This is a genomic window from Pollutimonas bauzanensis (assembly GCF_900129885.1).
Classification (GTDB): Bacteria; Pseudomonadota; Gammaproteobacteria; order Burkholderiales; family Burkholderiaceae_B; genus Pollutimonas; species Pollutimonas bauzanensis.
Genome location: NZ_FQXE01000002.1, coordinates 274,938 through 287,880, shown reverse-complemented (window position 1 = coordinate 287,880; position 12,943 = coordinate 274,938). Strand labels below are relative to the sequence as shown.

Here is a 12,943-nt window from a genome sequence, read left to right as displayed (position 1 = left end):
CACATTCCTCTCGGAGACAAACTCATGAAATCACTCGCGCTTCCGGCATTGGGCTTTTCCCTGATTGCCTATTGTGCAGGCGCTTACGCTGGCGCCGCAAACAGGGATGAATTCTTCTGGCTCGGGGAAATGAACAAGGCCTCGCTCGTCATCAATACCGACGAAGGCCTGATAGAAAAGGCGTCGGCGCCTGTTTTCGCGGAAGGCATCGACAAGGTGATCACGGCCGGCAATCAGAAAGGCGCCAAGAGGCCCTCGTCGGTCATTACCTTCGAACCGCTGCTGATAGCCGCGGCCGGGCCTGAAATAACGCTGTTGCACGCGGGCCGCTCCAGCCAGGACATGCATGCCACTTATCGCGCGGCCATCCTGCGGGATGACCTGCTCAGGCTTGCGCAACAGCTGCACAAGACGAGCTCCACATTGGTGGCTCTGGCGGATCGCCACAAGGAAACGATCGTGCCCAATTACACGAATGGCGTTGCGGCGCAGCCCAACAGCTATGGCCATTATCTGCTCGCTCATGCCGCCGGACTGCAACGCGACGCCCAGCGAATACAGGAAAGCTATGCGCGCATAGACCGCTGCGCAATGGGCACCACCGTGCTGAACGGGACGAGCTGGCCGCTCAATCGCCAGCGCATGGCCGATTATCTGGGCTTTTCGGGTATCGTCGACAACGCCTACGATGCGTCCCAGATTGCTTCGATGGAACATCCCGTCGAGGTCGGCGCGGTGGTGACCAGCATCGCATTGCACACCGGCCATTTCGTAGAAGACCTGCTGACGCAGTACGCCCAGCCGCGGCCATGGATATTGCTGGAAGAGGGCGGCGAAAATACCTACGTATCCAGCGCCATGCCGCAAAAGCGCAATCCCGGGCTTCTCAACGATACGCGCAGCAGCGCCTCCACGGCCCTGACGCTCGCATTCGGTCCGGCGATCCAGGCGCACAACATCACGCCGGGCATGTCCGATCCCAAAAGCTCAAAGGCCAATAGCGCGATGGTGGACAGCGCCATCAAGGCGCTGTCGAACTGGGACCATGTCCTGAAGGCGCTGGTCGTGAGCCCCGATCGCGCGCTCGAAGAACTGAATAGCGACTGGACGGCATCGCAGGAGCTGGCGGACGCGTTGATGCGCAATCATGGGCTGCCTTTCCGCATCGGCCATCATTTTGCCTCTGAAGTCGTAAGCTATGCCAGGAAGAACAACATCAAGCCGCTCGAGTTTCCATATGCCGAGGCGCAGCGCATCTATACCGTAACGGTTAAAGACACGGACTACCCGCAGACGCTTCCAATGAGCGAGGCGCAGTTCAAGGAGAACCTGGACCCCGTCATGATAGTCAAGAACCGCAAGACAGTCGGCGGCCCGCAGCCAGCCGAAATGCAGCGCATGATCGCCGCGGCCAACGAGGACCTTGCCGCCCGGCAAAACTGGATCGACAGCCAGCGCGGGAAGATCGCCGCGGCGCTAGGCCAGCTGGATGCGGATTTCGACAAATTGTTGAAGCCCGGGCAGTAGGGCGGCGCAGCGGCTCCGCGTTCAACGATAGGCACTGTTCGCGCATCCGGGAAGGCCCGAAGCCAAAGCGTCGAGGCCGAGGTGTCGGGCGAGCCGCGGCAGGGTCCGCCGGCTAGGACAGAATGCGGCCCAGAAAATCCCGCGTGCGCGGATGCGTCGGGTTTTCAAAGAACGTCTGCGGCGCTCCCCGCTCCAGAATACTGCCCGCATCCATGAATACGATGCTATCGGCCACTTGGCGCGCAAACCCCATTTCGTGGGTCACGCACAGCATGGTCATGCCCTCTTCGGCCAGCGACGTCATCGTATCCAGCACCTCTTTCACCATCTCGGGGTCAAGCGCCGACGTTGGTTCGTCAAAAAGCATGATGCGCGGCGTCATGCAGAGCGAACGGGCGATCGCCACCCGCTGCTGCTGCCCGCCGGATAGCTGGCCGGGGTACTTGCCGGCCTGTTCGGGAATGCGTACCCGCTCCAGGTAGGTCATCGCGATGTCCACGGCCTCGGCGCGCGATTTCCGGCGCACGTGCATAGGAGCCAGGATGCAGTTTTCCAGCACGGTGAGATGGGGGAAAAGATTGAAGTGCTGGAAAACCATGCCGGCTTCGCTGCGGACTTCGTCTATGGTGCGCAGGTCATCGTTCAATGTGATGCCGTTGACGACTATCGTGCCCTGTTCATGGCGCTCGAGGCGATTGATGCAGCGGATCAAGGTAGACTTCCCCGAGCCCGAGGGGCCGCAGATCACGATGCGCTCCCCTTGTCCAATGGAAAGGGAAATGTCGTTTAACGCGTGGAAATCGCCGTACCATTTGTGCATGCCGGAAATATGGATGGCATCAGTGCTGAGCGGTGTCGTCATGCTCGTTTTCCTCTTTGGTAGCGCCGCTCCAGCCACATGGCATAGCGCGACAGGCTGAAACAGATCACAAAGTAGATTGCCGCGATAAAGAAATATGTTTCGGCAAAAGGCGACGGCCAGGCCGGGTCTGTCAGCGCGGCGCGGGCGGCGCTCAGCAGGTCGAACAGGCCGACGATGAACACCAGGCTGGTGTTCTTGACCATGACAATGGCGGTATTGGTCAGCGGTGCGATTACATAACGCAGCGCCTGCGGCAGCACGACCAGGCGCATCATCTTCCACCACGACAGTCCCAGAGCGCGCGAGGCCTCCATCTGGCCGGGCGGAATCGCCTGCAGCCCGCCGCGGACGACTTCTGCCAGATAGGCTGCCGAGAACACGGTGAGCGCCACGCCCGCGCGCAGCAGACTGTCTATGGTGATGCCTGCCGGCAATAGCAGCGGCAACAGGATCGATGCCATAAACAGCAGACTGATGAGCGGCAGGCCCCGTATCAGTTCGATGACGAGCACAGACAGGAAGCGGCAGACCGGCAGGTCGCTGCGGCGTCCCAATGCCAGCACCACTGCGAACGGAAAACCTGCGCCGAGCGCGCATACCGCCAGCAGCAGCGTCACGGGCAAGCCGCCCCATGCGGATGGGGGCACCAGCGCCAGGCCAAGCCAGCGGCCGTGCATCAACGCAATAGCGCCGACGATGCCTGCCACCCAGGCCAGGGCGGTGCCGCGGCGCCAGTGCGACGGACTGAGCGAATACACCGTCATCGCCGCGATGAATATACACACGGCGATGGGCCGCCACTGTTCTTCGGGCGGGTAGATGCCAAACAGAATCAGGCGGAATTTTTCGGCCAGAAATGCCCAGCAGGCGCCGCTTGCCTGCCTGCACACATCTGCCGAACTGCCCGGCCACACCGCATTCAGCAGGCCCCAATCGATTATTCGCCGCAAGGCGTACAGGGCGATCCCCAGGGTCGCCAGCGTGGCGGCGGCGCTGAAAATATCACCGAACAGTTTGTGAGCCAGCGTATCCCTCGGATCGCGCGGCGGCCTGGCCATGGCCATATTGACCGGCGGGATGGCGGTTGAAGTGACTATCGTGCTCATGGCCGCTGCGTCCGTGTGATGCGACGGTTATAGACATTCATGAAGATCGAGATGGCAAGGCTGATGCTCAGGTAGACCGCCATCAGGATGGCGATGCCTTCCACGGCCTGGCCCGTCTGGTTGATGGTGGTCGCGATGACGAATGACAAGTCGGGATAGCCCACCGCCAGCGCCAGCGTCGTATTCTTGATGATGGAAAGAAACTGGGTGGTCATGGGCGGCACGATGACGCGCATGGCCTGCGGCACGATGATCTGGCGCAGCGTCGGCCAGGGGCGCAGGCCCAGCGACCGCGCGGCTTCCCATTGGCCGTTGTCGACCGCGTCGATGCCGCCCCGGATAATCTCGCCTGAAAACGCCGTCGAATAAAGTATCAGACCGATCAGCAGCGATGTGAACTCCGGGGTGAACACGGATCCGCCCACGAAGTTGAATCCCTGGAGCACCGGTTTCTCAATATGCATCTGTATGCCTCCGGCAAGCGCGCCGAAGATCACAATGAAGGCTGCCGCGCTCCACGCGCCGCGGCGCCAGGCGTATCGGGACCCGGAACCCGCCCCCGGTCCGGAACGGACGATACGCCGGCCAAGGGCGGGGCCCGCCATGACTACAAGCAGGGCGACGACTGTGGATGTCCAGAACAGCGCCGTGTTGCCTTCGAGCGATACAGCGGGAAAGAAGAGGCCTCGGATCGAAAGAAAGAACCCGGACACGGGCTCATAGGCCTGGCGCGCGGCCGGCAGATTGAGCGTCAGTACGCTGTACCAGAAAAGCAGCTGCAGTACGAGCGGCGTGTTGCGCATGGCCTCCACGTATACGGCCGCCAGGGCTGACACGAGAGGGTGCCGGCTGCGCCTGGCCAGGGCCAGCAGAAAGCCCAGCACGGTCGATGCGCCGATGACCAGAAGCGAAATGTAGAGCGTGTTGACCAGGCCGACCAGAAAGGCCCGGCCGTAGCTGTCGACCGGCGTATAGGCCAGCAGGCTTTCGGAGATCGGGAAGCGGGCCGTCTCGGCCAGAAAGCCGAAGCCCATGGCGATCCCCCGCGCCGCGAGGTTATGCTGCGCATTCCATACCAGCCAGCCGAGGCCACCCATTACGACGGCAATCGCCGCGCCCTGGAGCAGCCACGCCCGCGCGCGGCTGTCATACCATAGATATCTGAACATGATGTATGCCCTCTGTTGCGCGGACTCGCCTGCCAACCGGATCAATTGAAAACGTACGGGTACATGAGGCCGCCGTCGGTATACAGGCGGTTCAAGCCGCGATCGAGCTTGAGCGGGCTGTCCTTGCCGACGTTGCGTTCAAAAATTTCGCCGTAATTGCCCAGCTGCTTGACAATGTTGTAGGCCCATTTCTCGTCGAGGCCCAAAGCCTGGCCATTGCCTGGCTCGGTGCCCAGGAAGCGCGCGACCCGCGGCGCCGTGCTCTTGAGCATCTCATCGATATTGGCCTGGGTGATGCCCATGGCCTCGGCGGCGATGGGTGCCTGAATGGCGTACTTGACGATATCGAACCAGCGGTCGTCGCCATGGCGCACGGCGGGCGTCAGCGCTTCGCTGTCGCCACTGGCCGGGAAGATGATGTAGTCGTCGGGGTTCGACACCTGCGTGGCCCGCATGGCCGCCAAGGCGGATCCGTCGGTTATGTACGCATCGCATCGGTTCGAGTAGAACGCCTGCCTTGCGGCCGTGGAGTTATCGAACAGCACCAGCTTCAGGTTCAGGTCATACTTGCGCGACAGGTCCGCCACAGTCACTTCATTGGTTGAACCGGATTGCACGCACACCGTTGCGCCCTTCATCTCCTGCGTCTTGGTGACGCCGAGATCCTTGCGCAGCATGAAGGCATCATGTTCATAGTAGTTGGGATAAGTGAAGTTGATGCCGTTCGCATCCCGGCGCAGCGTCCAGCTTGTAGTGCGCGGCAGCACATCGATCTGCCCCGTTTGCAAGGCGGTCAGGCGCTGCTGGCCGGTGAGCGGCACGAACCGCGCCTTGCTTGCGTCGCCCAGTACGGCGATGGCAATTGCGCGGCAGGTATCGGCGTCAAGGCCTTTCCAGACGCCGTTCTTGTCGGGCGCCGAAAAACCCGTGGTGGCGTGGCCGGAACCGCAGATCAGATAGCCGCGGTCCAGTATTGCCTTGACGGTCGGGCTGGCCTTGGCGGCCGCAGCGGCGGGGGCCCCCGCGACCGGAGAGGGCTGCGCCCATAGGCTCGTGGCAGAAAACCCGAGCACAAGAGCGCTGGCGGCTGCTGAGAGTGTTTTGGCGGATAGATACATAGTTGTCTCCTGATTGGATGGTTCCGCGGTGTGTCCCGCGGTCAAATGGCGCGCTCGCTAGATATGCAAGCCGCGCTATGCCGCAATGTCTGCCGAGATCAGCCGCTCCAGCAGGCCCAGCAAGTCTTCACGCAGGTCTTCCGGGTCTTCCAGGCCGATGCTTACGCGCAGAATGACGCTCGAGGCGCTCCAGGTGGACAGGGTTCTGTCCTTCGCAATGGACATCGGGGCGATCAGGCTGTGCGTGCCCCCCCAGGAGGCTCCTATCCTGAACACCCGCAGACCGTTCAGGGCCTGCTCGATCGCCAGGTCGCGCCCGTCCTCGAGCACGATGCTGAAGACGCCGCTGGACCCGGTGAAGTCCCGCTTCCACAGGGCATGGCCCGGGCAGGACGGCAGTCCCGGGTGCAGCATGCATGCCACCGCGGGGTGGGTGGACAGTTCTTCGGCCAGGGCAAGCGCTGTCTTGCCGGCATGGGCCAGGCGCACGCCCATGGTTTCAAGCCCGCGCAACGCGAGAAAGCAGTCATCAGGCGATACGCCCATGCCCAGCATGCGCATGGTGGCCTTCAATCGCCGGTGCATTTCTATCGTGGCAACGGAAACCGAACCCATGAGCAGGTCGGAATGGCCGCCGACGTACTTGGTGATCGCCTCGATGGAGAAATCCGCGCCGTGCGCCAGCGGCTTGAAGTAGAGCGGCGTCGCCCACGTGTTGTCGCAGCCCACCAGGGCGCCTTTCGCTTTGGCCGCGGCGACAATGGCCGGAAGATCCTGGATTTCCATGGTGGTCGATCCCGGCGACTCCACCCATACCAGCCGCGTGTGCTCGTCGATGAGGCCGGCGATGCCCGCGCCTATGCACGGGTCATACACACGATAATGGATACCGAAATCGTTCAGAAAATTCTCTGCGAGCCCCCGCACTGGCGGATAAGCCGTGTCGGGAATAAGCACCGAGTCGCCCGGGCGCAGGACGGTGAGCAGCACGACGGCGATGGCGGCTTGTCCCGAAGGCATCAATGCCGTGCGTACGCCTCCTTCCAGCGCCGTGATGCGCGCCTCGAGCGCGCGGGTGGTGGGGGTGCCATGCAGGCCATAGGTGTAGCCATCGGGGCCCCGCTTGCCCCGTTCCGCATACTGTTGCGCGTTGTCGAACACGATCGTGGAGGCCCTGAAGGTAGGGACTGAAAGGCTGGCGAAGCCAGCATGCTCTATAGGGGGGGTAACAACGCATTGGGTCAATTCACGCATATCTGCTCCTTGCTGATGGAGGCAGTATATGGAGCCGATATGTAAATAACAATGACAAAAACGGTGTACTCTATGCTGAGAATTTATAGGTTGAGAGAAGCTACACAATGAACTTCAGGCAGCTCGAGGCCTTCCAGGCCATCATGAAAACCGGCTCGGCCTCCCTGGCGGCCGAACTTCTTCAACTGACTCAGCCGGCCATCAGCCGCTCCCTGCAGGAGCTGGAAAAAGCTATCGGCTTCGCCCTTTTCGATCGCGTGCGCGGGCGGCTGGTACCCACCGCGGAAGGCCAGCTGTTCTATCGTGATGTCTCGGAATCCTTTATCGGGCTGGACAGCCTGCGCGCCAGCGCGGCCCGCATCCGGGACTTCGGTTCCGGCGAGATCCGCTTGGCGTCCCTTTCAGCGCTTGGCCAGAACCTGGTGCCGCGCGCCCTGGGCCTGTTCTACAAGCAACACCCCGATATCGCGATCACTCTCGAGATCATGTCGTCCTCCGCCGTCCGGGACCGGGTGGCGACGGGACAGTTCGACCTCGGCCTGGCGGCTGACGAGATCGACACGACGGGCGTCGATCACCAGACCTTCTCCACGCCCCGGGCGGTGTGCGCGGTGCCTGCCGGTCATGCGCTTGCGGCGCGCGACGTCATACATGTGCGCGACCTGCACGGCCAACCCTTTATTGCGCTGGCTCCCGAAGACACTACGCGACGCCGCCTCGATGCCTTGCTGGCCGATTCGGGCGTGCAGCCCAAGGTGGTGGTGGAAACGCCTCACTCGGCCACGGTATGCGCGCTGGCTGCAGAAGGCATAGGGATAGGGCTCATCAACCCCTATGGCATTGCCGTCCCGCCAGACCCGCGCGTGCGGATCAAGCCATTCATGCCCGCGCTTCATTTCAAGGCCTTGCTGATATTCCGGCCGGACATGCAGAAGTCCCGCATTGTTCACGCGCTCGTAAAGACGCTGCTCCAGGCGCGCTTATCCTGAGGCCACTGCAAAGCGCATGGCGCCGCGCGCTCCGGCACGCTGTTCTTGCCCGCCGGCAAAGAGAGCGGACCAGGCCGCCGCTCAGGTGTAATGCACGCAGATGCGCTGGCCGTCGAGGTCGTGGATGGCGACATCCAGGCCGTACAGCGCCTTCAGCGTCTGCGGCGTAATGAGCGCCTGTGGCGGTCCTTCGCACAAGACCTTGCCGTCGCGCATGCCGATGATGCAGTCCGAATAGCAGGAGGCGAAATTGATGTCATGCAGCACGACCACGACGGTTTTACCCAATTCATCCGCCGCGCGCCGTAGAACCTTCATGATATCGACGGCGTTTTTCATGTCCAGGCTGTTCAAAGGCTCGTCGAGCAGCACATATTCGGTATCCTGGCACAGGACCATGGCCACGAAAGCGCGCTGGCGCTGGCCGCCCGATAATTCATCCAGGTATCGGCCGGCCAGTCCTTCCAGATTCAGGTACCGGATCGCCTGCTCGACATGTCGTCCATCCTGGACGGTCATGCGCCCGCGGGTATGCGGGTAGCGTCCGAAGGCGACCACGTCTTTGACAGTGAGCCGCAGCGGCAGGTGGTTATCCTGGCGCAGGATGGACAAATGCCTGGCCAATTCCGCGCTGTCGCTGCGGGTAATGTCCAGGCCTCCCACCGTCACGCTTCCGGCGGACATGGGCGCGAGCCGGCTGATCATGGCAAGCAGCGTGGATTTGCCCGCGCCATTGGGGCCCACGATGGATGTCAGGCCGCCGGCGGGAATCCGCAGCGTTACATCGTCCACCACTAAGGTTTGCGCATAGCGCTTGCTGACGCCGGTGACCTCTATCATCGCTGCGCCTTCCGCAGCACCAGGGCGATGAACATCAGGCCGCCGATGAATTCGATCACGACGCTGACGGCGGTATTGAGCTGCAGCACCCGCTCCAGTATGGTCTGGCCGCCCACCAGAAAAATGATGGCCAGCAGCACGGCCGCGGGCACGGTGAAGGTATGCTTGTCGGATTTCATGATCATATAAGCCAGGTTGCTGACGAGCAGTCCAAAGAAGGTCACGGGCCCCACCAGGGCGGTGGAGACCGAAACCAGCACCGCGATGAGAACCAGGGTAAGCATCAATACCTTGCGGTAGGCGACGCCCAGATTGATGGCCGTGTCGCGGCCCAGGGCCAGCACATCGTAGACGCTGCGCAGCCGCCAGCCGATGATGGACACGGCGGCGACCGTCACCGCCGAGACGGCAAAGAGTCCGGTCCGTATGCTGTTGAAACTGGCGAACATGCGGTCCTGCAGAACGATGAACTCGTTGGGGTCGATCAGCCGGATCATGAAGCTGGACAAGCTGCGGAACAGCAGCCCGAATACGATGCCCACCAGCATGACCAAGTGCAGGCTTTGCGCCGCCCCGGAAAAAAGCCACTGGAACAGCAAGCTGGCGAAGGCCGACATGACGGCGACTTCGAACAGGAATTTCCAGGCCGGGCTCCATTCCGCCACGCCGTTCATGCCGAAGGTGAATACCACGATGGCCTGGATGAGGATATACAAGGCGTCGAAACCCATGATAGCCGGTGTCAGGATGCGATTGTGAGTAATGGTCTGGAACAGCACCGAAGAGACCGCGATCGCATAGGCAACCAGCACCATGGCCGCCAGCTTGAGGCCCCGGAACGGAAGCACGAAGGACCATAGTCCGTTGGCGCCCAGGACCATGAAAGCGGTCACCGCGGCGGCGGCCAGCAGTGCCAGAATGGCGAGGCGCGCGGCAGGCGTGAAATCAGGCATAGCGGCTGCGCCTATTCAGCAGCAGATACAGAAACAAGCCGCTGCCAACAATGCCCACGACAGTGCCCAGCGGAATTTCATGAGGGTAATACACGAGGCGGCCGATAATATCGCAAGCCAGCACGAAAATCGCGCCCAGAAAGGCCACCCACGGCAGCGATTTGCGCACATTGTCGCCAAACAGCATGCTGACCACATTGGGCACCAGCAAGCCCAGGAAGGGAATACTGCCCGCCGTGACCACCACGACCGCGCTGATCGCCGACACAATGACCAGGCCCACCACGGTCAGGCGCCGATGATTCAAGCCCAGATTGGTGGTGAACTGTTCTCCCATGCCGGCCACTGTAAAACGGTCGGCCGCCGCATAAGCGGCGCAGGCCAGCAAAAATCCGCCCCACAGCAATTCATAGCGGCCGCGCAGCACGCCGGAGAAGTCGCCGGTGGTCCAGGCGTGCAGCGATTGCATCAAGTCGTGCTGATAGGCGAAGAAAGTGGTAATGGCCTGCACCACGCCGCCCAGCACCAATCCCAGCACCGGGACCAGGAAAGGCGAGCGCAAGGGAATGCGGCGCAGGATCGTCAAAAAAAGCCCTGTTCCGGCCAGCGCGAACGCCGCCGCCACCAGCATCTTGCCGAACACCGGCGTATCGGGAGCGACGAGCGTAACGGCCAGTATGCCCAGGGTGGCGGATTCCACGGTGCCCGCCGTGGACGGTTCGACATAGCGGTTGCGCACCAGCATTTGCATGATCAGGCCGGCGACCGCCATGGATGTGCCGGCGAGCATCAGGGCCAGGGTGCGCGGCAGGCGGCTGATGAGCATGAGCTGCCAGGCTTCGGCGCGCGTCGAAGGGTTCCATAGGCTGGACAGCGTTACATCGCCCACGCCCAGGAACAGGCTGACCGCGCATAGCGCCGCCAACAGTGCGAACAGCAGCAACAGCAGGGCGGGGCGCATCGGCGCCGCGCGCCTGTAAGGCAGGCCGGGCGTGCTCATGCCGGCCGCCAGCCATGCCGGGCGGCGGCCCCGCGGCATAGACATCCGCTCATTTATTGCTGCCCGTCTAGCGCCCGTGAAACCTGCTCGACATTCTGCTGCAGGGCCGTGAGGCCGGCGCTGCCCAGCAAGTACCAGTTCATTGCGTCCAGGTAGACGATCTGGTTCTTCCGCCAGGCGGTGGTCTTGTGCATGAGTTCATTGTCCAGCAGCTGCCGGGCGGACGCGCCCTCCCTGCCTATGGCGGCATCGCGGTCGATCACGAACAGCCATTCCGGATTCGTTTTGTGTATGAACTCGAACGACACTGCCTGCCCGTGGGTGGTGGTGGCCAGGTCGCGCATGGCGGCAGGGACGCCGAAGCCGTCGTGGATCACACCGAAGCGCGAGCCCGGACCGTAGGCGCTGATCTTGCCGCCGACGGTAAGAATCACCAGGCCGGAGCCCGCCTTGGCCGCTTTTTCGCGCAAGACCTGAATCGAATCATCGAGCCGGCCCAGCGCGGCCTCGGCCTGCTCTTGCTTGCCGTAGATGGCCGCCAGCTTGCGGGTGTTGCGCGCCACGCTGCCCGGCAGGTCATTGGCATCCACTGTCAGGTCGATGGTGGGCGCGAGGCGGGCCAGATCGCCGTATTTGGCGCCAGAGCGGCCCCCGACCACGATAAGATCCGGCGATATGGCGTGAACCGCCTCGTAGTCGGGCTCAAATAGCGTTCCCACTTTGGGGTAGGAGTCCTGGGCATAGTCCGACAGGTAATCCGGGAAACGCGCGCCGGCCACAGCCGCCGCCCGCACGCCCAGCGCCTGCATGATATCGAGCGCGGCCAGATCGAAGACCACGGTTTTTTGCGGCTCGGCGGCAATCACTGTCTGACCCTGGGCGTGCCTGACCGTCACTGCGCCGGCGGGCGCGGCGACCGCGGCCGCTGCAAACGCCGCCCCCACGGCCAGCGCCGCTCCCAGGCGGCGCCCAGCCCGCAATACATTCATCGCCAATTCGAAACTCCTTGTTGATGCCACGATCAAAAACAACTAAATGAGAATTATTCCTAATGATAGCCTGTTCAGCTTGTTTTCAGCAAACGAGGCCGGATGAGGCCGTTGCGGCAGGCGGCGCTCCTGGCCTTTTCCGGGCGCCCGGGTCCGGCTTATGGCGCGATGAGACCCGGCACTTGGTTGCGGAGCGGCATTTCCAGCGCATGAAGCCATCGGCGCGCCTGGTCGACGTCTCTCGCGGAGGCGTCGTGGACTAGAGGCTTTGCTCGCCGCGCTGCAAGGAGGCGCATTGTCTGGGCGCCTGCCTGGATGTTTTCGAAACGGAGCCGTTGCCGGCGGATTCGCCGTTCTGGACGCTGCCCAACACCATTGTCACCCCGCATTCCGCAGGGGATTCCGCAGGCCGGGGCAGAAAGTTGACATACCTTTTCATCAGGAACCTGGAAAGGTATGTCGCTGGAGATTCCCTCATCAATGAAAAATAATTGCCAGGAGACCGAAGTTGATTTCCCGCAGCTATAAGTTTTTGATTGCAGCGCTCATCGCTGTTCCCGCCGTCGCGGGGGCCGCTCCAGCGCCAGGGGGCGCGAATTCCAGGCGGGCGCATGCGCGCATAGTTTGCGCAACAAGGTCGCCAGCTGCTCTTGTTCATCGCCGGACAGGCACGCGACCATGTCGCGCTCGCGGGATACCAGCCCGGGCATGAAAAGATCATGCATCTTCCGGCCTTCCCCCGTGATGTACAGGAGCTGCCGGCGCTGGTCGTCCAGGTGTGGTTTCCGGGTGATCAGCTTCTTCTTTTCCAGGGCCGTCACCGCGCGGCTGATATTGGTTTTCAGGTGTCCCGAGAAATCGCAAATGTCAGCGGCGGCGATTCCGTCCCTGAAGTAAAGAAATATCAGAGACAGGATCTCGGAGCGCGTGAGGCCGTACTCGGCCTCGATGGCCCTGAAGGACGGCTCCCTATAGCTGTTGATCATGTATCCCAGCTTATAGGCCATCGGGATCGCCACTCCGTCGAGGATATCGCTCAAATTGTGTGCCATTCTTAACCAAGCATGAGGGTCGGGCATTGAGTATAGCCACCCGGCGGCGGCTCCAGCAATCCGCGAGGCTGGTCCATGGCCGGT

The 12,943-nt window shown here is 62.3% G+C and carries 13 protein-coding genes and 1 pseudogene; 4 read left to right on the top strand and 10 right to left on the bottom strand.

Features of this window, described 5'->3' with window-relative positions; all coding sequences use genetic code 11:
* Window positions 1–24: 24 nt before the first annotated feature.
* Window positions 25–1,527, top strand: coding sequence for an argininosuccinate lyase (locus BUB23_RS04490; protein ID WP_073101903.1), 1,503 nt, complete (start codon window positions 25–27; stop codon window positions 1,525–1,527).
* Between the two features lie 112 nt (window positions 1,528–1,639).
* Here the strand turns inward: BUB23_RS04490 and BUB23_RS04485 are convergent, their stop codons facing one another.
* The 5 genes from BUB23_RS04485 to metC all read right to left on the bottom strand — a co-directional run bounded on the left by BUB23_RS04485 (window position 1,640) and on the right by metC (window position 7,036).
* Window positions 1,640–2,389 (bottom strand): amino acid ABC transporter ATP-binding protein, encoded by a 750-nt coding sequence (locus BUB23_RS04485; RefSeq protein ID WP_073101901.1) that lies wholly within the window; start codon window positions 2,387–2,389, stop codon window positions 1,640–1,642.
* Window positions 2,386–3,495, bottom strand: coding sequence for an amino acid ABC transporter permease (locus BUB23_RS04480; RefSeq protein ID WP_073101899.1), 1,110 nt, complete (start codon window positions 3,493–3,495; stop codon window positions 2,386–2,388). The genes BUB23_RS04485 and BUB23_RS04480 overlap by 4 nt, the downstream gene beginning before the upstream one ends.
* Window positions 3,492–4,664 (bottom strand): amino acid ABC transporter permease, encoded by a 1,173-nt coding sequence (locus tag BUB23_RS04475; protein ID WP_073101897.1) that lies wholly within the window; start codon window positions 4,662–4,664, stop codon window positions 3,492–3,494. Before BUB23_RS04475 ends, BUB23_RS04480 begins: the two co-directional genes overlap by 4 nt.
* A 41-nt stretch (window positions 4,665–4,705) precedes the next feature.
* Complete coding sequence (locus tag BUB23_RS04470) at window positions 4,706–5,782, bottom strand: amino acid ABC transporter substrate-binding protein (RefSeq protein WP_073101896.1); 1,077 nt, start codon at window positions 5,780–5,782, stop codon at window positions 4,706–4,708.
* A gap of 75 nt (window positions 5,783–5,857) precedes the next feature.
* Window positions 5,858–7,036, bottom strand: a complete 1,179-nt coding sequence (metC, locus tag BUB23_RS04465) for a cystathionine beta-lyase (protein WP_073101893.1) — start codon at window positions 7,034–7,036, stop codon at window positions 5,858–5,860.
* Between the two features lie 107 nt (window positions 7,037–7,143).
* On the opposite strand from metC, the gene BUB23_RS04460 reads away from it, so the two are divergent.
* Complete coding sequence (locus tag BUB23_RS04460) at window positions 7,144–8,025, top strand: LysR substrate-binding domain-containing protein (protein WP_073101892.1); 882 nt, start codon at window positions 7,144–7,146, stop codon at window positions 8,023–8,025.
* An 81-nt stretch (window positions 8,026–8,106) separates the two neighbouring features.
* On the opposite strand, the gene BUB23_RS04455 is transcribed toward BUB23_RS04460, so the two are convergent.
* The 4 genes from BUB23_RS04455 to BUB23_RS04440 all read right to left on the bottom strand — a co-directional run bounded on the left by BUB23_RS04455 (window position 8,107) and on the right by BUB23_RS04440 (window position 11,807).
* Window positions 8,107–8,865: an iron ABC transporter ATP-binding protein gene (locus BUB23_RS04455; RefSeq protein WP_073101891.1), complete on the bottom strand. Its 759-nt coding sequence runs from the start codon at window positions 8,863–8,865 to the stop codon at window positions 8,107–8,109.
* Window positions 8,862–9,818 carry an iron chelate uptake ABC transporter family permease subunit gene (locus BUB23_RS04450; protein WP_073101890.1) on the bottom strand — a complete coding sequence of 319 codons (957 nt, stop codon included), beginning with the start codon at window positions 9,816–9,818 and terminating at the stop codon, window positions 8,862–8,864. Before BUB23_RS04450 ends, BUB23_RS04455 begins: the two co-directional genes overlap by 4 nt.
* On the bottom strand, window positions 9,811–10,779 hold the full coding sequence (locus BUB23_RS04445; protein WP_073102168.1) for an ABC transporter permease: 969 nt from the start codon (window positions 10,777–10,779) through the stop codon (window positions 9,811–9,813). Before BUB23_RS04445 ends, BUB23_RS04450 begins: the two co-directional genes overlap by 8 nt.
* A gap of 92 nt (window positions 10,780–10,871) precedes the next feature.
* A complete protein-coding gene (locus BUB23_RS04440) occupies window positions 10,872–11,807 on the bottom strand; it encodes a siderophore ABC transporter substrate-binding protein (RefSeq protein WP_073101888.1) in 936 nt (311 codons plus the stop codon).
* Between the two features lie 62 nt (window positions 11,808–11,869).
* Here BUB23_RS04440 and BUB23_RS27550 point away from each other — a divergent pair, with 62 nt between their 5' ends.
* Together BUB23_RS27550 and BUB23_RS27545 are read left to right on the top strand one after the other, a co-directional pair.
* A complete protein-coding gene (locus BUB23_RS27550; protein ID WP_073101887.1) occupies window positions 11,870–12,070 on the top strand; it encodes an NAD(P)-dependent oxidoreductase in 201 nt (66 codons plus the stop codon).
* Window positions 12,071–12,103: 33 nt separating this feature from the next.
* Window positions 12,104–12,298: pseudogene (locus BUB23_RS27545) on the top strand (NAD(P)-dependent oxidoreductase); the annotation flags it as partial.
* 54 nt (window positions 12,299–12,352) lie between these two features.
* Here BUB23_RS27545 and BUB23_RS04425 read toward each other — a convergent pair.
* Window positions 12,353–12,859, bottom strand: coding sequence for a MarR family winged helix-turn-helix transcriptional regulator (locus tag BUB23_RS04425; RefSeq protein ID WP_073101886.1), 507 nt, complete (start codon window positions 12,857–12,859; stop codon window positions 12,353–12,355).
* Between the last annotated feature and the right edge of the window lie 84 nt (window positions 12,860–12,943).

Coding starts and splice junctions, on each gene's coding strand:
- BUB23_RS04490 (WP_073101903.1), top strand. CDS start 25: ATGAAATCACTCGCGCTTCCGGCATTGGGCTTTTCCCTGATTGCCTAT.
- BUB23_RS04485 (WP_073101901.1), bottom strand. CDS start 2,389: ATGACGACACCGCTCAGCACTGATGCCATCCATATTTCCGGCATGCAC.
- BUB23_RS04480 (WP_073101899.1), bottom strand. CDS start 3,495: ATGAGCACGATAGTCACTTCAACCGCCATCCCGCCGGTCAATATGGCC.
- BUB23_RS04475 (WP_073101897.1), bottom strand. CDS start 4,664: ATGTTCAGATATCTATGGTATGACAGCCGCGCGCGGGCGTGGCTGCTC.
- BUB23_RS04470 (WP_073101896.1), bottom strand. CDS start 5,782: ATGTATCTATCCGCCAAAACACTCTCAGCAGCCGCCAGCGCTCTTGTG.
- metC (WP_073101893.1), bottom strand. CDS start 7,036: ATGCGTGAATTGACCCAATGCGTTGTTACCCCCCCTATAGAGCATGCT.
- BUB23_RS04460 (WP_073101892.1), top strand. CDS start 7,144: ATGAACTTCAGGCAGCTCGAGGCCTTCCAGGCCATCATGAAAACCGGC.
- BUB23_RS04455 (WP_073101891.1), bottom strand. CDS start 8,865: ATGATAGAGGTCACCGGCGTCAGCAAGCGCTATGCGCAAACCTTAGTG.
- BUB23_RS04450 (WP_073101890.1), bottom strand. CDS start 9,818: ATGCCTGATTTCACGCCTGCCGCGCGCCTCGCCATTCTGGCACTGCTG.
- BUB23_RS04445 (WP_073102168.1), bottom strand. CDS start 10,779: ATGCGCCCCGCCCTGCTGTTGCTGCTGTTCGCACTGTTGGCGGCGCTA.
- BUB23_RS04440 (WP_073101888.1), bottom strand. CDS start 11,807: ATGAATGTATTGCGGGCTGGGCGCCGCCTGGGAGCGGCGCTGGCCGTG.
- BUB23_RS27550 (WP_073101887.1), top strand. CDS start 11,870: ATGATAGCCTGTTCAGCTTGTTTTCAGCAAACGAGGCCGGATGAGGCC.
- BUB23_RS04425 (WP_073101886.1), bottom strand. CDS start 12,859: ATGGCACACAATTTGAGCGATATCCTCGACGGAGTGGCGATCCCGATG.